The 26,343-nt window shown below is 39.8% G+C and carries 18 protein-coding genes and 1 pseudogene; 12 read left to right on the top strand and 7 right to left on the bottom strand.

What is annotated here, in order from left to right; translation table 11 throughout:
• Window positions 1-2 precede the first annotated feature (2 nt).
• From IPJ86_07415 to IPJ86_07405, 3 genes are all read left to right on the top strand, one after another.
• Window positions 3-371: a NifU family protein gene (locus IPJ86_07415; GenBank protein ID MBK7887119.1), complete on the top strand. Its 369-nt coding sequence runs from the start codon at window positions 3-5 to the stop codon at window positions 369-371.
• Window positions 335-961: an IS4 family transposase gene (locus tag IPJ86_07410; GenBank protein MBK7887118.1), complete on the top strand. Its 627-nt coding sequence runs from the start codon at window positions 335-337 to the stop codon at window positions 959-961. Before IPJ86_07415 ends, IPJ86_07410 begins: the two co-directional genes overlap by 37 nt.
• Before the next feature lie 127 nt (window positions 962-1,088).
• Window positions 1,089-1,286 carry a transposase gene (locus IPJ86_07405; protein MBK7887117.1) on the top strand — a complete coding sequence of 66 codons (198 nt, stop codon included), beginning with the start codon at window positions 1,089-1,091 and terminating at the stop codon, window positions 1,284-1,286.
• Window positions 1,287-1,678: 392 nt separating this feature from the next.
• Here the strand turns inward: IPJ86_07405 and IPJ86_07400 are convergent, their stop codons facing one another.
• Window positions 1,679-3,079: a hypothetical protein gene (locus IPJ86_07400; protein MBK7887116.1), complete on the bottom strand. Its 1,401-nt coding sequence runs from the start codon at window positions 3,077-3,079 to the stop codon at window positions 1,679-1,681.
• Window positions 3,080-3,146: 67 nt separating this feature from the next.
• Window positions 3,147-3,383, bottom strand: coding sequence for a hypothetical protein (locus IPJ86_07395; protein ID MBK7887115.1), 237 nt, complete (start codon window positions 3,381-3,383; stop codon window positions 3,147-3,149).
• A 60-nt stretch (window positions 3,384-3,443) separates the two neighbouring features.
• Between IPJ86_07395 and IPJ86_07390 the strand changes: the two genes are divergently transcribed.
• On the top strand, window positions 3,444-3,617 hold the full coding sequence (locus tag IPJ86_07390; protein ID MBK7887114.1) for a class I lanthipeptide: 174 nt from the start codon (window positions 3,444-3,446) through the stop codon (window positions 3,615-3,617).
• Window positions 3,618-3,783: 166 nt separating this feature from the next.
• On the opposite strand, the gene IPJ86_07385 is transcribed toward IPJ86_07390, so the two are convergent.
• Together IPJ86_07385 and IPJ86_07380 are read right to left on the bottom strand one after the other, a co-directional pair.
• The gene (locus IPJ86_07385; protein MBK7887113.1) at window positions 3,784-7,653 is read right to left on the bottom strand and encodes a PAS domain-containing protein; all 3,870 of its coding nucleotides are present in this window, start codon (window positions 7,651-7,653) and stop codon (window positions 3,784-3,786) included.
• 233 nt (window positions 7,654-7,886) lie between these two features.
• Complete coding sequence (locus tag IPJ86_07380; GenBank protein ID MBK7887112.1) at window positions 7,887-8,669, bottom strand: toxin-antitoxin system YwqK family antitoxin; 783 nt, start codon at window positions 8,667-8,669, stop codon at window positions 7,887-7,889.
• A 79-nt stretch (window positions 8,670-8,748) separates the two neighbouring features.
• On the opposite strand from IPJ86_07380, the pseudogene IPJ86_07375 reads away from it, so the two are divergent.
• The 3 genes and pseudogenes from IPJ86_07375 to IPJ86_07365 all read left to right on the top strand — a co-directional run bounded on the left by IPJ86_07375 (window position 8,749) and on the right by IPJ86_07365 (window position 15,300).
• A pseudogene (locus IPJ86_07375) lies at window positions 8,749-11,516 on the top strand (TonB-dependent receptor).
• Between the two features lie 59 nt (window positions 11,517-11,575).
• On the top strand, window positions 11,576-13,759 hold the full coding sequence (locus IPJ86_07370) for a T9SS type A sorting domain-containing protein (protein ID MBK7887111.1): 2,184 nt from the start codon (window positions 11,576-11,578) through the stop codon (window positions 13,757-13,759).
• Window positions 13,756-15,300 carry a T9SS type A sorting domain-containing protein gene (locus IPJ86_07365; protein MBK7887110.1) on the top strand — a complete coding sequence of 515 codons (1,545 nt, stop codon included), beginning with the start codon at window positions 13,756-13,758 and terminating at the stop codon, window positions 15,298-15,300. Before IPJ86_07370 ends, IPJ86_07365 begins: the two co-directional genes overlap by 4 nt.
• 437 nt (window positions 15,301-15,737) lie before the next feature.
• Here the strand turns inward: IPJ86_07365 and priA are convergent, their stop codons facing one another.
• Window positions 15,738-18,215 (bottom strand): primosomal protein N', encoded by a 2,478-nt coding sequence (priA, locus tag IPJ86_07360; protein MBK7887109.1) that lies wholly within the window; start codon window positions 18,213-18,215, stop codon window positions 15,738-15,740.
• 5 nt (window positions 18,216-18,220) lie between these two features.
• The gene (corA, locus tag IPJ86_07355) at window positions 18,221-19,363 is read right to left on the bottom strand and encodes a magnesium/cobalt transporter CorA (protein ID MBK7887108.1); all 1,143 of its coding nucleotides are present in this window, start codon (window positions 19,361-19,363) and stop codon (window positions 18,221-18,223) included.
• Between the two features lie 313 nt (window positions 19,364-19,676).
• Between corA and IPJ86_07350 the strand changes: the two genes are divergently transcribed.
• From IPJ86_07350 to IPJ86_07340, 3 genes are all read left to right on the top strand, one after another.
• Entirely contained in the window at window positions 19,677-20,414 is a 738-nt protein-coding gene (locus IPJ86_07350; protein MBK7887107.1) for a class I SAM-dependent methyltransferase, read from the top strand.
• A 3-nt stretch (window positions 20,415-20,417) separates the two neighbouring features.
• Window positions 20,418-21,149, top strand: coding sequence for a ZIP family metal transporter (locus IPJ86_07345; protein MBK7887106.1), 732 nt, complete (start codon window positions 20,418-20,420; stop codon window positions 21,147-21,149).
• Between the two features lie 162 nt (window positions 21,150-21,311).
• Window positions 21,312-23,153 (top strand): T9SS type A sorting domain-containing protein, encoded by a 1,842-nt coding sequence (locus tag IPJ86_07340; GenBank protein MBK7887105.1) that lies wholly within the window; start codon window positions 21,312-21,314, stop codon window positions 23,151-23,153.
• An 81-nt stretch (window positions 23,154-23,234) separates the two neighbouring features.
• Here IPJ86_07340 and IPJ86_07335 read toward each other — a convergent pair whose 3' ends face one another.
• Window positions 23,235-25,106 (bottom strand): DUF4153 domain-containing protein, encoded by a 1,872-nt coding sequence (locus IPJ86_07335; protein ID MBK7887104.1) that lies wholly within the window; start codon window positions 25,104-25,106, stop codon window positions 23,235-23,237.
• 28 nt (window positions 25,107-25,134) lie between these two features.
• On the opposite strand from IPJ86_07335, the gene IPJ86_07330 reads away from it, so the two are divergent.
• Together IPJ86_07330 and IPJ86_07325 are read left to right on the top strand one after the other, a co-directional pair.
• Window positions 25,135-25,521 carry an RNA-binding S4 domain-containing protein gene (locus IPJ86_07330; protein MBK7887103.1) on the top strand — a complete coding sequence of 129 codons (387 nt, stop codon included), beginning with the start codon at window positions 25,135-25,137 and terminating at the stop codon, window positions 25,519-25,521.
• A gap of 120 nt (window positions 25,522-25,641) precedes the next feature.
• Window positions 25,642-26,337, top strand: a complete 696-nt coding sequence (locus tag IPJ86_07325; protein MBK7887102.1) for a PorT family protein — start codon at window positions 25,642-25,644, stop codon at window positions 26,335-26,337.
• The last annotated feature ends 6 nt before the right edge of the window (window positions 26,338-26,343 follow it).

Raw genomic sequence — 26,343 nt, 5'->3', positions numbered from 1 at the left:
AGATGAACAAAGACCCCCAATTGATTTCCAGAATAGAAGAAACGCTGGCACAATTAAGACCCTACCTTGAAGCCGACAATGGCAACATCAGTTTTGTTGAAGTCACAGAAGATATGATTGTCCGTGTCCGCCTCGAAGGCGCCTGCAGCTCCTGCTCCATGAGCATGATGACCCTCAAAGCCGGCGTAGAACAATCCCTCCTCAAAGCCACCGGACAGCCGATCTTTACGCAGCTTTTAAAGTTAATTCCCAGAGAGATGGTGTCTCGGCTGTCAAGCCATTATCAAACAAATCGGTATGTAAAAGCTTTAGCACCTATGAACATTTGGTGTCCATGTTGTTCTGTGTTTTTCAACGATGTACGTCAATAAGAGAAGTCGTTACCGGAATGCAGGCCTGGGAGCATCGCTTAAAACATTTAGGGGTCAAATCATACCCCAAAAGGAGTACCCTGTCAGAGGCCAATCAACGGCGATCTGCTCAATTTTTCGAGCAGTTATTCCATGACTTAGTGAAGATGTATTCCAGATCCAGTTTACCGGACAGCCGCAGATCCAACGATATTGATTCCCGATTGCTTTTAATCGATTCTACAACGTTTGAACTCTTTAGTGACGTGATGGGTGGAGCCGGTTGCTTTTCCAAAGACGGGAAGCGCAAAGGAGGTGTTAAGGCCCATGTAATGTTGAATCCAATTCATGGCATACCCGATATAGTTTACTTAACCCCGGCCAAGGAAAATGATCGTGTTTTCCTTTCAAAAGTAATAGCCGAAAAAGGTTCAATACTGGTCTTTGACAGAGGGTATTTCAACTACCGTCAATGGCAAAAATGGACTGAACAGGGGGTATGGTGGGTGACTAGAATGAGAAGTGATTCGGTTTATCAAGTATTAGAAGAATTTAATGTGAATGAAAAACAGAAAAGGCAGGTGTCCTGTCTGATCAAAAGATTTTATTAGGCCGAGGCACTTTTAAAGGTACGGAAGTAATTCTGGCAAGAAGAGTTTTATTCTGGGACACAGAGAAGCAACGACATTTTGAATTTGTTACCAATCATGAGCGATTTAGTCCTTCTAATATAGCTGGATTGTACAAAAAAGGTGGCAAATAGAGACTACCTTTAAAAGCATAAAACAAAATTATCAGTTAAAGTATTTTTTGGGTGATTCTGAAAATGCAATAAGGATACAAATCTGGTGCTCTCTAATTGCTGACTTACTTATAAAAGTAGTCAAGAAATCAGTAAAAAAAGAATATGGTCACTCTCTAATCTTAGCTCTATGATTCGAATGCATTTGGCCACGTATATCGATATATGGCAATTTTTAACCTCTCCTGAAAAAAGCTCTGCGACGAAACAAAGATCATCAAGCCAAACAAATACTTCTTTTCGAAGATTCGTGATTTTAACAAGGGCTTACTTTCTTCTATTCAACAACCCTCAAGTGGAAATCAGATAGTTCAACTATCAGAACAACCGACTTTTGTTTTAACCGGACAACAGTGGTTGTTGAATTGATGAATGTTTTGAAGTATTTAGAATTCTTGTGTTAAGAAAAGTCCTCCGTGATCCTTAGTGCTCTTAGTGCCTTAGTGGTTAAAAAGAAAAATTCCTTCGAGGACGAAAATCTTCATTCATCTAAAATCATTTAATATTTTCGGTAATATAAATATTTTCAAATAGAAAGCAACATCTTTGGTTTCACTTCCATATCAAATAACCGCAAACTCCCCGTTCTGCCTTTGAGTTTGGAGGCGTTGACGTGAATCATATTCCATTCGCTATTGTACCATGCCTGAAAAAACACCTCCTGCTGCGGTACATTATCATCCACCCCCACACTCAGCGTATCACAAGGCGAACCTACCCATGCGCCGAGCTCGTAATCGGGATTGTTGGGGAGGCCGAAGTATGAACGCCCCGTTCCTAAGTTAAAACTGAAGGGTTGGAAATCGCAAGCAGATCCTAGACTATCGGGATAATTAATTACACTTAAGTTATTATTTACTGTGGTAAATGCTGTGCTTGTATCTGGATAAGGCCAAGAATAATTTCCATCGGCGGCAGCAATATAAATTTTACCATCCGGTGCTAATTTCATAGTCCATGGGGCAACTGGAATGACAAAAGTGTCGACAACAAATTTGCTCGCTGCGATATTTGTTGCTAATAAATCATATTGCAATAAATAGTAGGTTGAGTTTGACTGTGATAAATCAATTACATAAAGTTTTGAATCATCCTTGGAATAGGCACATGTAGTAACTGTATGGGTATAGGGTGAAGTAGCCGGTTCCTGTTCTATCGGAATTGTAGATGTGATTGTTCCTGTACATCGATCAAAATTGTAAAGTTCAATCATGCCTAACCATGAAACTTGGGCAAACTGTGAGCCGTTGCTATTAAATATTAATTGACCTCCTCCCGTTTTTCGCAAAGTGCCAATATTTTGAATAAATGGACCTGAAATACCTTGTACATTTACCAGAAATAAATAAAAAGAATTAAAGGGGGATAAGCTTGTTGTATATCTTTGAAAAACCACCCACCAATCCCTTCCATTACCATGACGCACCCCCATTAAACCATCGAATGCTGGAAAATTATTCCATTGAAAATTTTTTTGCAACACAAAACCCGAATCATTATTCGCTTTATAATTGATAATAGATGAGTAAAAGCCATATGGATCATTTGTAACACCTATAGTAAGCAAATAAATCAAGGAATCATTGCCAGGATTTGGGATGAATAGGTTAGAATGGTACCAAAAGCCACCGTAGATGTTGGTCGAATCACCAATTCTTTGATGATACTTATTCCAGACATAACAATCCGTTGGTGCCCAATTATTAATTAATCCTGCATAAAGTAGTAATCCAGTGCTATCTCCTATGGTTGAACTTCCGTTTCTTCGATAGTAGGCGGCGTTCCCAACAACAGGGTTAGAAGGATTACTCCAATTTATATAAGCACTATCTCCAAAACACCAATGATTGCCGTTGTATTGTGCAAAAACCTTCTCACACCCCACAACCGCAGTCATCAACAACAAAGCGCAAAAGATTTTTTTCATCACAATAAAATTACGAAAAAAACTAATTACATTTAAGAAGGCAATCGCTATTAATCTGAAATCTCAATCAATATTTTTCGGTAATCTGTTTTTTGTCAAACGGATAGCATCGCGAGGTTTCGCGATCAGGGGTTTCAAGTTCTTTGTTAAAGCTTCTAAAACTGAAGGAGACACAGGGTTGTTTGATATGCAAAAGCTCCAGAGGAGCGACCAGATTATTGCCATTTACAAACCCACCCCATCCATTTACAAATTGAAAAGCCCGTTTGTGAAGAGTTATATACAATCCCGTTGCAGCTGACATATCTTTGACTTGTCAATCAATGATAACAAATAAAAAACAAACACATAAAAAACTAACATCATGAAAAAGTCAATCAACAAACTCAGTTTAAGCAAATCAACTATCTCTAACTTAAGTGCCGCAGAAATGAACCAACAGGTAGGCGGAAAAGCAACTGCTCTCCTCAATTGCAAAACTAAAACCATGACCGGACAAAGCATGTGTTTCACCTGTAGCGGCTGCCCTATCAAATAACCTTTCAATACCCATATTTTCATTCCGCCTGAAGAATGTTTCAGGCGGATTTTTTATACCTAAAACAGAATGAAAATTTATAGAAAAGACAATCCGTTCTTATGATTAAAGAGGCTTCCTTAAAACAACCAGCCCTATTAACTCATAAATACAGACTTAAAGTAAACTAAACTTTTCTTTTAGGAAAAGTGACAATAACTCTTGCTCCACTTTTATTTTCAATTGTCAGCGCTCCTTTCAGCATATTGACCAGGCTTCTCATAAGAGAAAAGCCCATGGATGGTGAATTCTCTCTCTCAAATCCTGAAGGGAAACCACTTCCATCGTCTGCCACTTCAATAACCATGTAATCACCCCTCATTTGATAAGAAACAAGTATTTCTCCAGTTTTACGATCGGTAAATGCATAGCGCACCGAATTATTCACCAGTTCATTTATAATCATTCCACACGAAAGAAGCTCAACATGCGTCATAATAACATCGGTCCCTGAAATTGAATAAGATAGTGCTTTGTCAGATTTCGGATAAAGTGAAAAAACATACTTACAAATTTCGTCAATATATTCACCGAAATTACTTTCTATCTGTTTTCCATCTTTATCAATGGACTCATGAAGGAGTGTCAAACAGCGAAGACTGCCCTGAACATCCTTAAATGAAGCCTTCCAACTTTCATCGTTAACAAATAACTCCTTGAGGTGCAAAAGACCGGAAAGAAGCGCCAAATCATTCTTCACCTGTTTGTTTAAAGTTGAAAGAGAAGAAGCCATCATAGCTGATTCAACCTTGGCTATTTTCTCCTTTTCCACTAATTTGGTAATATCTGAAAAAAGGATCATCATACCGGATGAATCATCCTGGCTGCTATCAAACGCCATGGAAGAATTTAGGTTTAACCATTTCACCGGCTTTTCTTTCTCCTCTAAACCAATAATCAAATTACGCAATGGATTTTTCTCCCTGAGAGCCGATAAAACCGGGTGATTTTTACCGGTTACTTGTGAACCATCAGGGAGAATTATTCTCCTTTCTGAAGAAACAAACACCACCTCAGTACTCTTTAAAACATCCTGCTGATCCATTTCCAATAAAATGCATGCGGATTCATTACAACTCTTAACAAAACCGTCACTACTTACAATCAACATACCGGCTGTCATTGTGTCAAAAGCGCTATGATAAAGAGCTTCTTTTTTAACAACTGATTTATTGATACTAAATTTTTCCAACACTGTACCAATCAGATTCGCTGCTGCACTCAGCAAGACAACATCTTCATCCAACCAAATTCTTTCCTTCCTGCATTCATCAAAACCCAAAAATCCCCACCATTCCTCCCCAACAAAAACGGGAACTACTAGAATTGATTTAATATCCTGAGCTGCCAAAACTGCTTTTTCATCCGGTGGAAATTCACTCACATTACCCATCAAAGGTCTTCCGGCTGACAATTCTTCCATCCACCTTTCGAAGCCATTACCCTTTAAATCAAAATTGCTCAACGCCTCATTGTCAATCTGAGCTTCAATAACCCCATCTGTCCATTCCATAATCTGACTCGTCAAAACAATTCCGCTATCTCTGTCACAGGCATTCCGGAACAAATAAATTCGACTGACTTCAAATGAATCTCCAAGAGTATTCAGCAACATCTGAATGGAAGCATCCAGTGTATCATCAGATACCATCTTCATCGACAAAAGTGAGATCGCTTCAAGAAGACTCCCTCTCTTCTTAAATTCCAATTCATCCAGCTTACTTTTCGTTACATCTATCATTATTCCCTGCACCACGAATTCATTTGATCGCGGATCAATATTCACTTTCGCAATACAGCGAATCCAGATAGAATGGCCATACTGATGTTGCAAGCGGAACTCTAATTCAAAACCCTTACCGTGTTGAAGTGCCTCCTTCAACTTGCTCTGAAAAATTAAAATATCTTCCTGATGAATGGCCGAGAAGAAATAAGTATACAGCTCTCCACCTTTTTTCTCAGCAGTCAATCCAAGAAGATCATATAAATGATACGACCAAAATAAAGATTGTTCCTTCGGATTTAACTCAAATGAACCAAAGGAGCCATAGGTACCGGCTTCATCGAGAATCGTCCGCAGTTTTTCATTCATAAAATGTAAATCCTTCTCCTGGGTGATATTCTTTACGCTGACCAGGACCAGGTCGGAATCGGTCACTTTGATCAATCGGGCTTTAAAATAATTTCTATTTCCACGTGCGTCCAGCTCATAAAAAAATTCGGAAGATTGATCCCTGTCTTTTAATTCCAATCGTGACTTTGAAAAACATGAAATGACTTCAGCGGGCATAATGTCACTCACACACTTTCCAATAAATACTTCCTTATCTGTATAAAGAAAACTTTCGTCGCGACAGTATACATCCACAAATACATCCTTACTATCTACAACAAATACGATATCATCAATACATTTAATGAGGGCTTCGAGTTCCATTTGCTTTTGGAGAATACTTCCTTCAGCCTTTTTCTGCTGGGTAATATCGAAAACAGAACCATAGGTGATAACAGCACCATCTTCCTTAAAGCTATGGACAGCACGCAAAAAGAAACAGTGAAACTCCGGAATCACATCAGGCGATAATTGAAATTCAATTTCCATCATCGTTTTATTACCTATAGACTCTTCCAATGCATTTCTGAACTTCACCTTATCTTCTTCCAAAACAGAGGCAACGATATTGGAATAGGATTCCATCGCCATCTCTTTAGAAATATTCAGGTACTTCTCCACACCATCACTGACATACATGAATTTTCTATTTCCGTATTTATCCATCTTCACAATATAGATCACACCGGGAACTGATGCACTGATCTCCAGCAACTGATTACTTTGCCCCTGAATTTCGCGAAACATATTGTCTTTCTCCATGAGGATGCCGACAATATTGACGGAACGAATCATCAGACTCATTTCATAATCGGTCATCTCATGTACGTCGGAATAATAGGCTCCCAAGGTCCCTAACACTTTTCCATCGCTGCTGATCACCGGAAAAGAATAACAGGCCTGAAATCCATTTACAAGTGTGATATCCCGATAACTATCCCAGCAAGCATGATCACGAATATCATTGATGAGTACCGGTTCCATAGTAGCTGCTGCTAGTCCACAGGAGCCATGCTTGTCATCTATGGTTATTTCATTTACAGCATTCAGATACGAAGGTGGAATACCGGGTGCACTCAGCCATTCCAGAGCCATCACCTCCTTTTTTTTCTGCGTAACATAACATTTCATCTCGGGAACAAGAATTTCAATTCCTTCCAGTAAGGTGCTCACTACGTCTTTGAGTTGTTTACTCTTAAACGCTTTTTCAAAAACCGATGTTTCTAAGGCATCCAGTCGGCTCATCCGCCACTTCGTCGTGATATCTCTGATGAAAAAGGAAACCGAACTCACTGTTTCATTCTTAAAAATAGGATTTACAGAAATTTCTATATGATACCAAACGTTATTCAACTGAATATCGAGTTCCTTGATCTGTTTATTTCCTTCACAAGCTCCGAAGAGCAAGGGTGTCCATTGTTTATATAACACTTCCGGAATGACCTTAAGAATATTCTCACCGACTTCGATATTTATACCATAGAAATCAGATAATATTGTTCTGAAATTTGTATTAAATGCCACTAATTCACCGGAACATTTAGCAATGAAAATATAATCATCGGTATTTTCAATTACCGATTTTAAGGAAGCAGATGTATCTTCAATCAGGTGATGTGCCGATTTTAAATCGGTGATATTTTGTCCCTGCCCTCTAATGACTCCGGGACGCAACAACCAACTGTTGATCAGAAAATAATAGACTTTACCATCAACAGCTTTCAACCGAAGTTCAAAACGGTCGGTATAGGAAGTATCTTCTTTAGAGGACAAAGCGAATTCATAACGCTCCTGCACCACTTTTACATCATCGGGATACACATAACGTTCGGCATACTCCAGCAAGGTGAGGGAGTCGGGAATGTTTTCATAGCCGAGACCCAATAATAAATCCTTATGTAAACTATCCAGATAAAAAAATAAGATGATCGAGATCCAGTTCCCATCCTGCTACGAGATAAAGCCTGTCAATGGTTAAACTCAGATCTGAAAATAAATCCTTTTGAGTATTGCTTTCATTCATCATATTCTTCCGATTATTAGAATTATTTTAAAGAAAAATAGGACTTAAAATCAGATGAAAAACTGCGCAATCAGGATTTTTTCAACAATTGAATTTAAGGTTTCTTTACCAACACACCGGCTCTATAGACTTCATTTTTAACAATATTGCCGGTTTTATCAAACTCCAGCCAGGAGCCCTCTTTTAATCCCGACCTGTAGGTACCCGTTTCACGGATCTTCCCATCTTCATAATAAATTTTAACGGGGCCTTCTTCTTTATCCTCCTTATAAGACATCTCAAAAAGGAGCTTGCCGTTATCGTTGAATTGACGATAAGCACCATTCCGTTTACCATTCAGGTACGATTTCTCTTCCGCCGGCATTCCATTTTCATAAAACACTTTCCACAATCCGACCGGCATCCCCTTGCTGTAAATTTCTATTGATCTGACGGAATCATTTTCCCCGAAATAGGTCCAGACACTGTCCTTCTTTAAATTATAATATCTGCCTCGTGCCATGACCTTCCCACTCTCAAAATAGGAAACAGCATTTGATTTTCGGTTATCCTTCTCAAAGGTTACTTCAGCCTTGAGCTTCCCACTCTCATACCAGGTTCTGGAAATGCCAATAGGCTTATCATTCTTGAAAACGGTTTCAGAACAAAGGGTATCCGTGCGGTAATATTTCCTCCAGTTTCCTTGTTTCAACCCTTTACTGTCCTTCCGGTTGATGGTATCACCCTTAAAGACCTGATAATTCTCTTTTTGGGCCTTAACCGAACCTGCGAAACAGATCAGTAACATCAGAAGAAACGCGCGTAACATGGTACAAAAATGCAAATTACTATGATTACTTAAAACGAAGCGATGACTTTCTTTCCACATAATTCCCATAACTATTCAAATTTAAATAAGAACGTTAATCAACAATTCTTTATTTTTGTTTTAAACCAAATCTATCCCCTTGATAAATATGCGTCCTATAACTCTACTATTTCTATTGGTTTTAGCCGGCATTCCCGGGTTTGCACAAGTCCTGAAAGGAGTAGTAAAAGATGAAAAATCAAAAGAGGCATTAATTGGCGCAACTATCTCTATTAAGGGAAGCACCATTGGAACCACTACCGATATTGATGGCAATTTTAATCTGGAAACACAGGGGCAGCGTGCGCCCTTTACCATTGTTGTGACTTATATCGGATACCAGTTGAAAGAAATCAACATCCAAAATCCCAACACCCCTCTTCAAATCTTTTTGAGTACCAATGAAAAATTATTAAAAGAGGTCAGTGTGGTGGAATCGCGGCTGACGGAAAAGCAACGGGAATCGGCACTAACGGTAGAGGCCATGGAGAGTATCGCGATTAAGCAAACACCTGCCGCCAACTTCTATGATGGTTTGGGTGCATTGAAGGGCGTAGATGTCACTGCAGCGAGTCTGGGTTTTAAAGTAGTGAATACGCGGGGATTTAACAGTACTTCGCCGGTGCGTTCACTTCAGACCATTGACGGTGTGGACAATCAGGCTCCGGGATTAAACTTTTCACTCGGTAATTTCCTCGGAAGTTCTGAATTGGATATCCTCAAAGTGGATTTAATTGTAGGCGCCAGTTCTGCATTCTACGGACCTAATGCGTTTAATGGTGTAATCAGTATGACTACGAGGAGTCCGTTTGTGAAGCCGGGATTAGAGGTCAGTTTCAAAACGGGTAGCCGGAATTTAATGGAGACCGCGATACGTTATGCCGTGGTGAAAAAGAACAAAGCGGGAGTTGAGAAACTCGGCATGAAATTCAATGCGTTTTATCTGACGGCCAATGATTGGGAAGCAGATAACAGAGCAGCAACGCCGCAATCCAGGAGTGGTATTGACAATCCGGGAGGCTATGATGCGGTAAATGTTTACGGTGACGAATATTATTCAGGAGGAGATTTTAGTCTGGTTCCCGCCTTGCGGCCGGGTATTGGAATTGTATACAGAAAGGGCTATGCTGAAAAAGACATCGTTGATTACAACACCAGAAATCTAAAATTAAATAGTGCTTTGCATTATAAGATTGGAAAAGAAACAGAAATCATTGCCAGCTCTAATTTTGGGTACGGCACGACAGTGTATCAGGGCGATAACAGATATAGTCTGAAAGATATTCTCTTCTTTCAAAACAGACTGGAAATCCGTAAGCCGGATAAGTTTTTTTTAAGAGGATACATCACCAATGAAAATGCCGGAAATTCCTATGATGCATTTTTCACAGCATTACTGTTGCAACGCGCCGTAAAGGACGATGCGGATTATATCAAAGACTATGTATTCTTCTTCAACAGCAACAGTTACTTTCAAAAAATCAGAAATTTTCCCGGGTTTCCGCAAGTCTCACAATACCCCGATTACCTGCAATATCTGGCATCCATCAATCCATTTCTGATCCAGAATTACTACGACTCGCTACAACTCTATCATGCCGGAGCGGCGGCCTATGCCAATACTGCTGGACAACCCATACTTGGAAATCAGGCTACTTATCAGCCCGGCACAGCTTCCTTTGATTCGGCCTTTTCAAGCATCACCTCCAGAGAAACATTTTCCGGAGGAGGTTCGAAATTTTATGATAAGTCAGCGCTCTATCATATTCATGGAGAGTATAAATTCAACATCGACAGTTTCCTCTTCACCACCGGAGCAAATTTCAGGAAATACCTCCCCGACTCCCGCGGTACCATTTTCAGCGACACCAACAACAGAGTCATTGAAAATTCTGAATATGGTTTATATGCCGGTATTGACAAAAGATTTTTTCTGATCGTTTAAAAATCAATGCCACGCTTCGGATGGATAAAAATGAAAATTTCGACTACCTCTTTTCACCGGCGGCTTCCCTCGTTTACAATCCGGACAACAACCAAACTTTTCGACTCTCCTTCAGCTCCGCCATCCGTAATCCGACTATGGCTGATCAGTATTTATATTATCAGGTGGGAAGAGCGATCCTCATTGGTAATCTGAATGGATTTGATTCCCTCGTTACGCTGGAATCCCTCTTTGCCGGATTCAATGATCAGAATGTGGATACTCTTTCCTATTTTAATGTGAGTCCGGTAAAACCTGAGGAAGTAAAAACCTTAGAAGTCGGCTATAGGGTAACGTTATTCAAACGATTATTCATGGACATGAATGCCTACTATAGCACCTATAAAAATTTTATCGGTTATAAGCTGGGGGCAGATGTCACCGTTGCACAAGGATCACCTTTGCCTATATTTTTAAATAATATTTTGAGGGTCGCCACCAACTCGGAAGACATCGTAACTACCCGGGGATTCACGGTTGGATTGAATTATTATTTCAGTAAATTCTATTCCGTATCAGGAAACTGGTCATGGAACGAACTCGACAGAAATGGTTCTGATGATCCTTTAATTCCTGCATTCAATACTCCCAAAAATAAATTCAATGTCGGATTCAGCGGACTAAACATTGACAATAAGATAGGAAGCAACTGGGGCTTTAGCATCAATTATAAATGGGTACAGGGATTCCTTTTCGAGGGTTCACCACAATTCACCGGTTCCATTGAAGATTATGGAGTGGTGGATGCACAAATCAACAAACGCTTTCCTGAAACAAAAACCACTTTAAAATTTGGTTGTTCCAATATACTTGAAAATCTTCACTATGAAGTTTACGGAGGACCTTTGATTGGGAGGTTGCTTTATTTGCAGTTGTTGGTAGAATTGAATTAATTTGAAAATTTGATCGCGAAGCCTCGCGATGAGTTGATTTGAAAATGGATGATTTGACGATGGATGAAAATTGCACATTTAATAATAACTACATTGATATCCAATTTGAAAACTATTTGCGGGGCATCAGTAACGGAATGCAGAGCACCGGGCAATACAGCATCAGCGGTTGTACTTTTACATCCGATAACGATCTACTGATGCCACCTTATGATAACGAATATAAACTTACAGCCTTTGATTTAAAAGATGTTGAGCGGGTTCGAATCGGCGTGCCGGGCGGAGCTCCTAATATCATTGAAAACTCCACCTTTGGTATAAGAATGGAAAACAGTGGGGCTGAGGTGTGGAATAATGAGTTTGATGAAATATTAAGCCACGGAAATAACAACATTCAAACAAATGAAGGATCCGCAATTTATTTGAATAATGCTACCTACTTTTGGGGTAGAAGTTTAGTTGTTGGTCATGATGATACAAATCCTTCTAATAAATTTGGACACTGCAATTATGGAATAAATTCATCGGGAGAGGCAAATTTCAATATATTAAACAATGAATTTGGCGTTGATGATGGCAATTCCACAGATGATGCAATTCTAACGGCAAGCATAAGGATTGAAAGTACTCAAAATAATACGATTTCTATTCTGGGAGGAAATAAATTTTATGATTTTAAAAAGGCTATTTATCTCTATAATTTAAGCACAGAAACCTTTTTTGAAGTGAAAGAAAATTATTTTTATGATGCTGTGATGTCCTCTTCCTCACAAAATTTCATAACAAGCGCAATTTCTGTTGTCAACCCGCTTTCAATTAACTTTCAAGCACAAGGAATTATTGAAAGCAACACAATAGGAAGTGAAACTGTTGAAGAATGGCAATCGCGTGTAGGAATCAATTTGTTGAATGCAGGTAATGTGAAAATAGATAATAATATCATTTACTTTCATCCTGATCCTGACTCTGAAAATGGACTTGCCTACCGTGGAATTAAAGTCGAAAATTCTCCGGACTGTTATATTTACGGTAATATTGTTAAAGCAGGTAGTTATCATGCTGATCTAGGTATGCATGTTACAGGAATACGGGTAAATGATTCCAATGTACCGATGCTTAATTGTAATAAAATTGATAATACAGGTTTTGCATTACATTTTTTAGGGACCAATGCACAAGTGATCATGAAAAGAAATGAGTTTGCATACTATGACCATGGTATTGAACTCGGGTTTGAAGGAATTCTGGACACAGATATCGGAACCATCCAGGGAGAAAATAATACTACCAATATAGGATATGTTAATGAATGGAAAAATTCTTCGAGTGATATCAGAGTAGAGGGATTATCCAGATTCCCTATTTTTTGGTACCATGATGGTGCTGTTAATTATAGTAATATTCGGTCTCCGGTAAAACAAAATAATCAATCTATCCCAACTGTCGTTCCCTTCGGTTTTGCAGATGAAACGGAGGAAGGCTGTAATTTAGATAGTACCGCCTGGCAAAGAAGACATTCCTATGCTGATATCGCTTTTGATACTGCCCGCTATGAAGGTGAATATGCGATTCAGACTTATTACAACAGGTTCGATTCCTATTACACCTACTTCCGAAACGATCAATCTCGTTTAGTCTTGAATGAAGAAGACGAGGATTTTGAAAATAAGTATCTTCAGTTGGACAGTTCTAACGTTGGAAAGTTCAGAAAAGTGATGGAACTGATAGCGAATAATAACATTGATGAAGCTGACTCGCTATTGGAAATTATTGATGATACTTGTGATTATGAAACAAATTTAAAACAGGTTTTCATTATTCTACTGGAAAGTAAATTTAATCATTCTCCATTTACATCTGCTGACACATCAACATTAGAAGAAATTGCCGGCTTGCATTCATTGATTGGAGGTAAGGCGGTATTTATAGCCCGTGCCCTTTTGAAATGGGACTTGGAAGATGATTGGACGGGCGGTGCAAGGAAAGCTTCAATAAAATCTACTACAAGACTCGAAAAGGTCAAAGCTTTTCCCAATCCAACTTCAGGTAGATTTACTCTAATTAATATTTTACCTGAAAATATTAAGCAACTGGAAATGTTTGATTTGTCAGGCCGTAAAATTAAGAGTATTTTATTTGATAGTAACAACCTGGATATCTCAGTCAATACTTCAAGAACTTATATGCTTCGTATAACTGATATAAACAGTAATTATCAATACTTAAAAATTGTAAAGCTGTGAATAAGACTTTATTTTACCGGCTTCTTGTATTGAATCTTACGATAACCTTGTTATTCAATATTGCATTTCCCTTGCAAGCACAGTATTCCAATAAAGTCTGGTGCTTTGGTGATAGTGCCGGGGTGATTTTTACAAATCCGGTAACTTATTTTACAATAAGTGAAGCCTATTTGACCGCTTCAGTATCAATTGCTGATCATAACAATAATTTATTATTTTATGGTTCCTCAACAAATGCAACAGCCTATAATAGTTCATTGGCACAAAGAGGTAAGTTAATAAATAGAAGTCATCAAAAAATGCAAAATGGCGACTCCTTAATCTGTCTGGGTTGGTACCATGATATTCTAATCGTTCCAAAATCGATGCTGGATAGTACGTTTTATGTATTCGTGGCAGGTGTTTCAGGGCCCAATTATGGATTGTATAGTAATGTGGTAGATTTAAAAATGCAAGGAGGGCTAGGAGAAGTAATTCAAAAAAATTACTTACTGGATTCAGCTGCAATGTTTGATGGATTAATGGCTGTACGAAATGGTAATGGTAAAGATTGGTGGTTGGTTACACGAAAGTGGAATAACACAACTTTGATTTATGATAATTCCTTTTTTTTATATCATTTGGATTCCATTGGAATAACGCCAGTTTCTATTCAAAATTTAGGCTCATTGCGTAGAACAAGAGACGGTGATTTAACTTTTAATTCTGATGGTTCCAAAATGGCCTTATGTGATTGGGAAGGTTTAATAGAGCTTTATGACTTTGACAGATGTACCGGTCAGCTATCGAGCCCGGTCAATATTGAGCCGTCGAATCCTACTGGAGGTTTCTATTTTAGTATTGCATTCTCTTCAAATAATAGATTCTTATATTTGTTGGATTTTAAAAACACAATTTCTCAAAATTATATATATCAGTTTGATTTAAATTCCACAAACATCCAAGGATCAAAAACCTTGATAGGAATTATCCCGGATTCAGCATCTCCTGTAATGATGAAACTGGCACCTGACAATAAAATATATATTAGCTCCTGGTCAAGTCTCCCTGGTAATTCATATCCATATGTTTCAGGCTACTATAATACAGTTAATTCAAATTTAACTGTCATCAATTATCCTGATAGCCTTGGTGCAGCGTGTGATTTTCAGCTATTTTCTTTTCCTTTAGGAGGTCACCGCACGTATCGAGGATTACCCCATAACCCGAATTACGAAATGGGAGCCTGGGTGGGCTCGCCTTGTGATACGCTTGCGGTAGGGGTTGAAAATCTTCAACCCCCACAGCAAGCGTTCTTCCAAGCATGGTACAATAGCGAATGGAATATGATTCACGTCAACGCCTCCAAACTCAAAGGAAGAACGGGAAGTTTGCGGTTGTTTGATATGGAAGGGAGGTTGGTTTATGAGAAGAAAATTGAGGTGATAGCGGGAGGGTATGTGACGGGAGAGATTTCGATGAATGCGGTGGCGAATGGGGTTTATTTGGTCAATTTAATTACTGATTCGGAAAGTGTTTCGTCTAAGTTAGTCAAATTTTGATTTGATAATTTGAAAGTGATATGATCTCCCTGGCGGGAGACAGGTTTGAAGATGTGATGTATGAATGATTAATTTAATGAAGTTATAGCGGCTCCCTCGGTCTTCGTAGCTTCAGCGAAGGAGACCTTTGGACTTCGTAGCTTCAGCGAAGGAGACTGCGCCTCAGCTCTCGATAGCTATCGGGATTTGCGTGACACCTTTGCAGTCACTTTCGGTTTAAAATAATTTATATTGCCGAATAATAATAATTAATTTTAGATGAATGACGATTTCTCGTCTTCGAAGGAATTTTCATTTTCACCACTAAGGCACTAAGGGCACACAGAATCACGGAGGATTTTTCCTAAAGCAAATACTTTATAATAATTCAAAACATTCATTAATTCATCCATTCATCAATTCATCAATTCTATTTTAGTAAGTAAAATTTTGATCCCCTACAACGGGTCTACATCTACCTGAATAATGAGTTGTCGGTTTTCGGGTTTTTTGCGGTAGGCTTCGAGGGCCTGGCTGAGTTTTGCTTTAACTTCTTTTACGCTCAGGGTTTTTTCAAGTTTGATCAGTAAATGGCGAAGGAAATAATTTCTGATGCGGTTCACGGAGGGTGTGGTGGGTCCGAGTACGCGTTTTCCGAAGAGGGAACGAAGGATGAGCGATAGTTCGTTTGACATCCGATCCAATTGCGTCTCATCGCGATGCTTAACACGAATTTCAATGAGACGGAAATATGGAGGATAACTAAATTTATATCGTTCATTCAGTTCATGCATGTAAAATCCCGGGTAATCGTGTCTTTCCACAAACGACAGCACAGGATTACTAACATCGTAGGCTTGAATTAAGACTCTACCATGCTTTCTTCTTCCTGCCCTCCCACTCACCTGCGCCAATAACTGAAAGCCCCGTTCATGCGCTCTGAACTCCGGATAATGGAGGATAGCATCGGCATTCAAAATCCCTACCAGTTGCACCTTATCAAAATCAAGGCCCTTCGTCACCATTTGCGTTCCCACCAGAATATCTACTGCACCCTCTTCGAAAGAGGTGATGATCCGATGGTACGCTGTTTTCGATCGCGTGGTATCATAGTCGAGTCGCGCAATTCTTGCCTCCGGAAAAACGAGTTGCAATTCCTCTTCGATCCGTTCCGTGCCGAAGCCCTTCATCCTTAAATCCTGATCCCCGCAGGCCGCGCATTTCACAGGTAACGTTTGCATATAGCCGCAATAGTGGCAGCGCAATTCATTCTTCTTTTTATGATAGGTCAATGATACATCACAATTCACGCAAAGCGGTGTCCAGGAGCAGATATTGCACTCCAGGTAGGGAGCAAAACCTCTTCTGTTTTGAAACAAGATCGCCTGTTCGCCCAGCGCTAAAACATCTGTAATTTGTTCAATGAGCATATTCGAAAAATGACCATTCACCAATTTCCGCTTCCTCGCTTCCTTCATATTCACAACAAACACATCCGGCATTTGCAATTCTGCATGACGGCGATCCAAGGTCACCAAGGCATATTTACCGGATACAGCATTGTAGTAAGATTCCATACTGGGCGTAGCTGTTCCCAGCAGGATACGGGCATCCTGATAGCCTCCCATCACGATAGCCATGTCCCGCGCATTATACCGCGGTGCAGGATCTACTTGCTTATAGGAGTGGTCGTGTTCCTCATCTACAATGATCAAACCGAGGCGACTAAAAGGTAAAAACACCGCTGAACGGGCACCGATGACCAGTTTACCGGTTGAAGATGCGTTGCCATTGTCTTCAATGATTTTATTCCATACTTCAACGCGCTCCTGCTCGTTAAAACGCGAATGATATACGAGTAGACGGTCACCGAAGTGTTTTTGCAACCGACCAATCAACTGTGTTGTTAATGCTATCTCCGGCAATAAATACAATACCTGTGCACCGGCATTCAATTGTTCGGTGATCAGATGAATATACAACTCCGTTTTACCGGAAGAGGTAACGCCATGCAATAACACCACACTCCCCTCTGAAAATGCTTGTTTCGTTTCGTGTAACGCCTGCACCTGAAATGGATTTAACGCGAAGGGAGGAATGATCTTACCCTCGTAATGCCCTACCCTATCCTCTCTTCGTTGCGAAAGAAGAAGAACTTCCTTTTTCAGCAGCGCTTGCAGGACCGTTGTCGTCACACCGGCTTTCTTCAAGGCCATTGCTTTATTCACCTGTGGTTCTCCGCTATCGCGAGAAATTTGAAAGTAGGCTAATAAAAGGTCGAGTTGCTTGGGTGCTTTTTTCTCGAGTGTATTTAGCAGATCGTTGAGACGGTCCTCCGGAAAAAGTTTATCATTCACGGCAATATACTCCACCCATTTGGGTTTATACCGTTCATCCACTTCTTCCCTCACCAGAATGATTTTTTTATTGATCATACTTCGGATCACCGGCATCACATGCTTCAGCGAAAGAATTTTTTCAATATCATGCAGTGATAATTCAGCCTGAGTTTCCAGCGCTTCATAAATCAAATACTCCCGATCTGTAAAGGATGAAACATCTCCCTTGAAATCGTCATTTTTTACAATACGCGATTCACTTTGCAAACGCAAGGCAGAAGGCAATGCTGCTGCCATCACATCCCCGGGAGTACATAAATAATAATCGGAAAGCCACTTCCAGATTTTAAACTGCACTTCCGTAATCACAGGGACTTCATCCAGAATATCCATCACCGGTTTCACCTCGTAGAAGGAAGGAGCAGTAGTGTGTAACTTAAAAACCAATGCTGCATAAACTTTTTGCTTTCCGAACTGAACAACAACGCGAGTACCGGGAATGATCCGATCGACCATCGCAGCAGGAACCGAATAGGTAAATAAATCCGGTAAAGGCAAGGGTAAAATAACATCTACGAAATAACTCCCGCTCTTCATTCTGCTTAACCGCCTTTATTCATCCAGCCTTTGCGCCAGAATACAATCAGTTGCACCACCACCACTAAGAACATAAAAATCATCACCCCCAAATATCCGTAGGGGGAGTACAATTCGGGCATATTCCATTTCAAGACTTCACCGGTCGCAGGATCGGTATAGGAGAAATTCATTCCATACACGCCCACAATAAAAGTAAGCGGGATGAAAATGGTAGAAATAATCGTCAGGACTTTCATCACCTGATTCATTCTGTTGTTGACACTGGAAAGATAAATATCCATCAGCGATGCCGTGATCTCTTTGTAACTTTCCACAAGATCCATCACCTGTATGGTATGATCATAGGTATCCCGAAAAAACAACTTTGTTTGATTTCCGATAAGATGTGAAGCCGATCGCAGCAGGTCATTTACTTTATCTCTCTCCGCAAAAACGGCACGGCGCAATACAATCAATTCTCTTTTTATAATCTGAATTTTATGTAAGGAATGACGAGAAGGAGATGTAAACAATTCATCTTCGAGTTCATCCAGTTTCTCCCCGAAAAACTCCAGCAAGGGAAAATAAGTATCCACTACTGAATCCAGCAATGTATAGGCGAGGTAATCAGCAGAAGAGGAACGCAGGTGTCCTTTGCCGGTACGTATTCTGGTTCTCACGGATTCAAAATGCTCATCATAATTTTCCTGAATAGTAATAACAACTTTTCCAAATAGAAATAAAGATAACTGATCGTTACGCAGTGATGCATCCTGATTAATTTTTAACAATCGGGTCACGATAAACAGATGATCCTCGAATTCTTCCAGCTTGGGACGCTGATAGGTATTGATGACATCTTCCATTTCAAGACGATGAATTCCAAATTCATGACAAAAATTTTCCAGCAAGGCTCGGTTTCCAAAACCCTTCAACTCGACCCAATGTAACAAATCCGGATGACTTTTAATTCTTTCCTTAATCATGTCCAAAGAGTCAACAGGTGTCTCCAGCAACAACTCAGCACTGAAAGAAGTCAAATACAATTTAGGAGGTACAGCATCAGGCGAAAGCGAAATCGCACCCGGCGCTGCACCAGGCAAGGTCCTTTTATGTTTCCACACCCTTAGCTTTCCGGGCAAGGTTTTTAAATCCGGCTTTTTCATTGCAGCCAAAATTAAACTGAATATTGTATTAATGCCCCTTTATGGAAGGATTAACGAAAAGTCTTTTCATTTTATATCTGCGAAATGAACAGTTCACCTCGTGCATTCGGGATTTTATTCGTTTTAAAGAATTGCATCTATTTGAAAACAAACTGATTGAACAATTTAATTACTCCTTTATTAGTTTAATTTAAAATAGCCATGCGAGGTGATAATGAATATCTTTGCTCAGCACTCCATTAGATTTCTAATTGAAACCTGATTTCAGTACTACCCGCTGTCAAAATAAACATTAGACTCCTCGCCCTGCTGCATGTCCACTGAAAGTCCCTGGTTTGAAACGTGGTTCGATTCGCCGTATTACCATTTACTTTACAGAGAGCGCGACAAAGACGAAGCAAAAACATTTTTAGACCTCTTACTTAACAGGGTTCATTTACCTGCCGAAAGCAAAGTAATGGATCTGGCTTGCGGAAAAGGCCGTCATTCCCTCTATCTGAATCGACAGGGTTTTAACGTGACCGGGGTAGATTTATCCGGAGAAAATATCACCTATTGCAAGCAGTTTGAAACAGAAAACCTGCATTTCTACCAGCACGATATGCGACGAATTTTCAGAGTAAATTATTTTGATGCCGTGTTTAATCTCTTCACCAGCTTCGGTTACTTTGACCGTGAACACGAAAATGAAAAAGCCATACAGGCCGCAGCGGCAAGTCTTGTAGCAGGCGGATACTTCATCATTGATTTCCTGAATTTACATTTAGCCTTACGGGAGCTGAAACCCTTTGAAAAGAAAATTATTGACGACACGACTTTCGAAATCACGAAGAAAATTGAAGATGGTAAAATCATAAAACATATTGACATTGAAAATAAAGGCATCCGGACTTCTTTCAGAGAAGAAGTCAGAATTCTTTATGCTGAAGATTTCTATCGCTTCTTTGCACATTCCGGCTTAAAGCTATTGGAAACTTACGGTGATTATCATCTGGAGGGATTTCATCCGGAGAGCTCGCAACGACTTATATTTGTGACCAGGAAATTATAACAGATGCCTTACGTTGATTACATTTTACTCTTTAGTTCCGTTCTCGTCAGCGGTGGGATATTTTTCCTTATTAAAAAGCCCTCCCATCGTTTTCTGAAATTACTACTTTCGTTTTCAGGAGCATTTCTTTTTGCCATCAGTGTATTGCATTTAATGCCGGAAGTATATACCAATAGTGGCCCATCTATCGGTGCATGGATAATGATCGGTTTTCTTTTACAAATTATACTTGAACTTTTTTCAGAGGGAATTGAGCATGGCCATATTCATGTTCACAAGAAGAAAAACGATGCCTTTCCTCTGACCATGATGATCAGCCTTTCCTTACATAGTTTTCTCGAAGGTATACCCTTGAGCACTTTGGAAAGTACCGGACATGATCATCTGCATTCCCATTCCCTTTTGTATGGCATCATTCTGCATCATATTCCTGTTGCATTTGCGCTGATGAGTATGCTGACTGCTTCAGGCGTAAACAAAAAAATGTCATTCTTTTTCCTTGTGCTCTTTGCTGCAATGGCACCTTTGGGAGCATTAACGGGCAATTTAGTTCATCAAAGTTCTCTGGAAGGACTTGCCGCCAATTATGATAAAATCATGGCGATTGTCATTGGAATTTTTCTTCATATCAGCACCACCATTCTTTTTGAATCCAGCAGCGATCATCGATTTAACATTTATAAACTCCTCGCTATTGTTACCGGTGGGACGATTGGATTTTTAAGTTTCGGATAAGCAAGGCAAAATTTCCCGATTTCAATAACTTTTCAAAATCATGATTTTCAATTATTTATACACAATATTTTTCACAATATGTCTTTGAAATTAAAACAATTCATCTGTTATAAAAATATATTACTAATTTAGTCCAATAAGCTAAATCTAATCATTTACACTATGAAAAAAATTATACTCATCATGATTGCCATTGCATCTACATTGAGCATGCAGGCACAAACATCGGGAGGCCCTGATGTTTACGGAAATATTTGGCGGGACAGTAACGATCCCAATGGTCCATCTTTCAACTGGATTGATATTTCCACATCTCCAAACACAGTAGAAATAGCAGGTTTGGCAGATGATAATATTGTTGGACCCTTCTTCCTTCCGAGTCCATTTCAATTTTACTGGTATACTGTAGATCGTTTCTGGATAGGATCAAACGGATACCTTATTTTCCAGAATGCTTCCTTTGCACATCCATTTCCGCTCATTCCAACACCTGATCCAACAAAAAACAATTTTCTGGGTCCAATGATGACGGATTTAAATTTCGACAAGACGGGTCCTGCTACCGGAAATCCTGCCAGCTGTTATTACTGGACCAGCACTGCGCAGGATTCGGTGATAGTGACCTGGGATAGTGTACCTTTCTGGACATCCGGAACCCCATCATACACCGGTGAAAACACGTTTCAGATTTTAATGAATTATGCAGATAGTACAATTACATTTCAATATTTAACGCAAACCGGAGTCAGTCTTTCCACTACAAGCTTTGTTACTGTAGGAATAGAGAATGTTTCAGGGAACGATGGATTAATGTGGAATCAAAATATCTATCCTCCAGTTCAATATGCTGTGAAGTTTTATCCTCCTGCCTTCACTACTCAGCAAATTACGGATGTCGGCACTTCCTTCGCCGGAAATCCTGAAACTGCTGCTCTCTTCATTTCGAAAAATGCAGCAGGAGCTTATGTCCTTAGTTCTGAAGTAGTGAATACCGGAAACACAGTAGCTGTTCCTTTTAATGTTAGTGGAATTGTTCGTGCTTCACCAAGCAATGCTGTTCAGGTTTCCAACACCATCCTGACCGACACATTGCAACCCGGACAAACGCAAGTATTGACGATGGCTAATCCATTTATTCCCGTCAATGCCGGCACCTTCCGTTTTATCAATACGACTACATTACCCGGTGACGCGGCTGCAAGTAATAACATCAAAACGCAGGAATTACAAGTAGTAGATACTACACTGAATGAAATCCTTCTTTCGTATGATAACGGCGTGGCTGCGGCGACAGGGATATCCTGGAATGGCGGAGATGGCGGATGTGCGAATTATTTCATCCCCCCTTTCTACCCTTGCGATATCAATAAAGTAGCTGCATTAATTGTTGCTGATCCTAACGGTGTAGGTTATACGATGAGAGTTTATGCTGATGACGGTCCTAATAAACTTCCCGGTACATTATTAGATTCTGTGTTTGTTGCTACGGGAACATTCACAACAGGAGTGTATTCTACCTCTGTATTGAATCAACTTGTTCGTATAGACAGCGGTGGATTTTATGTGTTATGGGGAATGGCGGGAGATGGTGTTTCATTAGGTCAGGATCAGGTTGCACCTTTCAGTAACCGCACCTTTGAAGTTTTGGGAGGTACACCTTCTGAATACAGATACAGAGATATTGAGGACCTGATGATCAGAGCAACCATTCAACGCGTAGGTGTAGGTATAAATGAAGAGACTGCCGCAGAAGGAATCGGACAATTTTATCCAAATCCTGCATCCGACAAGGCGTTCATCAACATCGATGCAAGTTTGATTAAATCAGATGAGTTATTTGTTCAACTATTCGATATTCAGGGAAAATTAGTTGCAGGCGAGCGTTTCACGGTTCAGAACGGACAACTCGAAGTTTCTTTGAGTCAACTTGAGACAGGTATTTATACCGCACGTTTCTCAACAGGAAAAAGCGAGTACAACAGGAAATTAAATGTAGTTAAATAAGAGAATTTATAATACAGAGAGGGCTGTTTCTATCCGGAAACGGCCCTCTTTTTTTATGAGATGAAACTTTGCATTAAAGAACTACTTCTTCCTGTAAAGAACATCTACTTGAAGCGAAGTGATTTCCTTTAACTCTTTTTTTTGACTCAAGGTCCCGTAAAGTGATCTGAAAATCAGCTTGCATTCCATGTTTTCACTTTGCAGCGTGGCCATCATCAACGTTTCAGGGATATTAAATGCGGTGATGGAATACTCCTTTTGAACCCGACTTACCAAAGCATCCATCTTTAATTCAGACGCTACACCTTCAGCATCTACAATGGAAAGCACATTCTTTTCATCTATAAAATCCACCATCAAAAAAGCTGTGGAATCCAATTGTACTTTCTTACTCTCCTCCCTTTCCGAACCATAATATTCATATTTAAAAAACAATTGATACCCATCCACATTTAGCGGCAAGCCATTTGTTTCAGTCGAAAATTGAAATTTATCCGCCTTTTCAGGATCATACCTCCATCCTTCTTCATATTCCAGATTTAGTGACTTCATCACCATGGTGGCCAAACGGTATTTCCCGTGTTTAACACGCAATGAATCGAGGTTGAGGTCCATGATATCCTGAACACTGTTTATGTCATGTGTTGAAAGCAGGTAATCGAATACACTTCCCATTTTCATACGCAGCTCCTTGTTCATTGTATTCCCAATGGGTGCAGGAACAATCCGGTTCTCTTTAAACATACCCTGATCACTCAACATATTTATTAGTCGGGAACGCTGATTCGACATACTCACTTCAAAAGCACTCCATGGACCAAAACCGGATAACAATGCCACAACAAAAAGAGACATGGGAATCACCTTAATAATCTTCCTACTGCTAAAAAGAAAATAAATCGCATTTCCCAACAACCATATAGCCAGAACAATGATAAAATATCTGTTTTCGGTGATTCCATACTCCTTTACCCGAATATAAATGGAAAAAAAGAGTAGGGCTATCAAGGGTAACAGCGCTATGTAAAAAAGTCGTGTAAAGGTTTTGACCCATTTATAACGATCATCATTTCTTAAAGGCCAAACTAACAACAAAGCCAATATCCCGGCGGTAGAAAAACCAATAACCAAATAGGAAACCCAACCGCGCGGCCAATTCATGGTTATCAGGATTTTCAATTCATACACATAGAGAATCCCTAAATAAATCGTGACCAGCGGCAACAATACAAATTGTGTAAATATCCGAAGTCCACCGGGGTAATCACTTTCTTTTTCCAGCCCGGGAAAATCGCGAGGAACTCCGGATAAAAAGAACCAGGTATTAAAAACTACTGCGATGATAAAAAATAAACGTTGGTAGGCTTCGTCTTTAATAGCCGCTTCAAATAAATTATCAATAGCAAGAATAGCCAATGCCAATCCCGCGAATAATACAAAAGAATATAATCCCGCTGTCAGGAATCTTAAAAAGAGCGACTTATTAAACTGCCAGAATCCCTGCATTTCCGGGTCCACCAGGAAAGGAGCAAAAGAAACAGCCAGATGTGCCGCCAATAATAATAGCAGATGTCTGGCTGCTGTAATTTCGGTAAATTCATATGGAAGAAAATAAAAATACAAAAATGCAAGTAAAAGCAACATGACGTGTATAGTAATAACAGTACGTTTCTTAATGTAATACCTTTCACAAAAGAGGGTCAGTCCAATAAAAGCAGGCAAAGAAATCGTACAGGTAACTAAAAATTTTATCACATACTTAAACCACTCATTTTTTTCATTGTGATCCACTAACCACAGCAATGCCGTTGCTGCAAATAAACAAATCATCAAGGGCAGCGGAAAGCGAACAATTGTTTCCTTCGCCCTCTGACTGATTCCTTGTAAGGAGTTAAACCGCATCACTTCAGGAATTAAAGCAGTTAAAAGTATTAAATGAATCAATGCATCCACCAACAAAGTGTAATTTTGCCGGGTGCAAATGGTCTCAGATAAGATAAGGATTGATAAATTCCTATGGGCGGTCAGGTTATATAAAACCCGACAGTTGTCGGCAGAAGCATGTGAAAAAGGAAGAGTGAAAATATCAGAAAACACCGTTAAGCCGGCAAGAGCGATACGGACGGGAGAAAGTATTGTAATTCACAGAGGGCCATGGTATCAGCACATTAAAGTTCTTGCTATCACGGAAAAGCGGATGTCGGCTGCATTTGTAAAAGATTTTATCATCGATATCACCCCGGCAGAGGAACTGGACCGCTTAAAACTACATCAGGCAGCACTTGCATCGTGGAACATTAAAGGTGGGGCCGGAAGACCCACGAAGAAAGATAGAAGAGATATGGATGAATTTCTTGGTGACTGGTAATAAGGGAGCCGCTTTGGTTAAAAGTAATAAACAACGCATGTGGATAAGCAACCGATTGAATCCTGATCACACCCATGTATATGAATTACTTTTGAAAAGATCAGATCTCCGGGAAATCATATGAAACGATGCTGCTTACTTCTTTTTCTTATCACCTCCCCTATACAGATCCATGCTCAGAAAAACACTGTACAATATGGGTTTCAGACGGGACCTTCCTTCGTCAATCTTTATGGAAACCCCTTCATTGAAACCTTTCTGGAACCTGAAATCCGTTTAACCGGAGGACCGGCGGTATATTATCCTTTCAGTAAGCACTGGAGCGTAAAAAGTAATCTGTTTTTTGAAGTGAAAGGAGCCGGGGGAATTCTACCCTTGTTTGACGAGGTGGGGGATTTGATGGGATTTTACAATGCCAAAATCAGTTATAGCTATCTCACCATTCCGCTTCTTTTCGAATATAACTTTGGCAACCGAATGAAGGGAAATCTTACCGCAGGACCGTACATGGGGACATTACTAAGTCAAAAATCGACATTTACAGAGCCGGTACTTGGGGAAAAAATTGTGGTGAGCGGCACTTCTAATTATATTCCTTTAGATGGAGGATTAATCCTAGGAGCAGGCGGGAGATATGCAGTAAACAGAAGAATTAATGTGAGTCTGGAAGGGCGATTTAATATTGGCATGACGAACATTGTGTCCAGACCGGTGATGAACAGTTTGACCATTTACACCTTAGCTTCACATATCCTTGTCGGGGTTTACTATACACCCGGTTATTACGCCGGAAAAGTTCGTGGAGTGAATCCTTAAAACAGA

The sequence above is a fragment of the Bacteroidota bacterium genome, from assembly GCA_016713925.1.
Taxonomy (GTDB): Bacteria; Bacteroidota; Bacteroidia; order AKYH767-A; family OLB10; genus JAJTFW01.
Note: the sequence above shows the minus strand (reverse complement) of the source record. Positions and strands in the feature narration are given on the sequence as shown.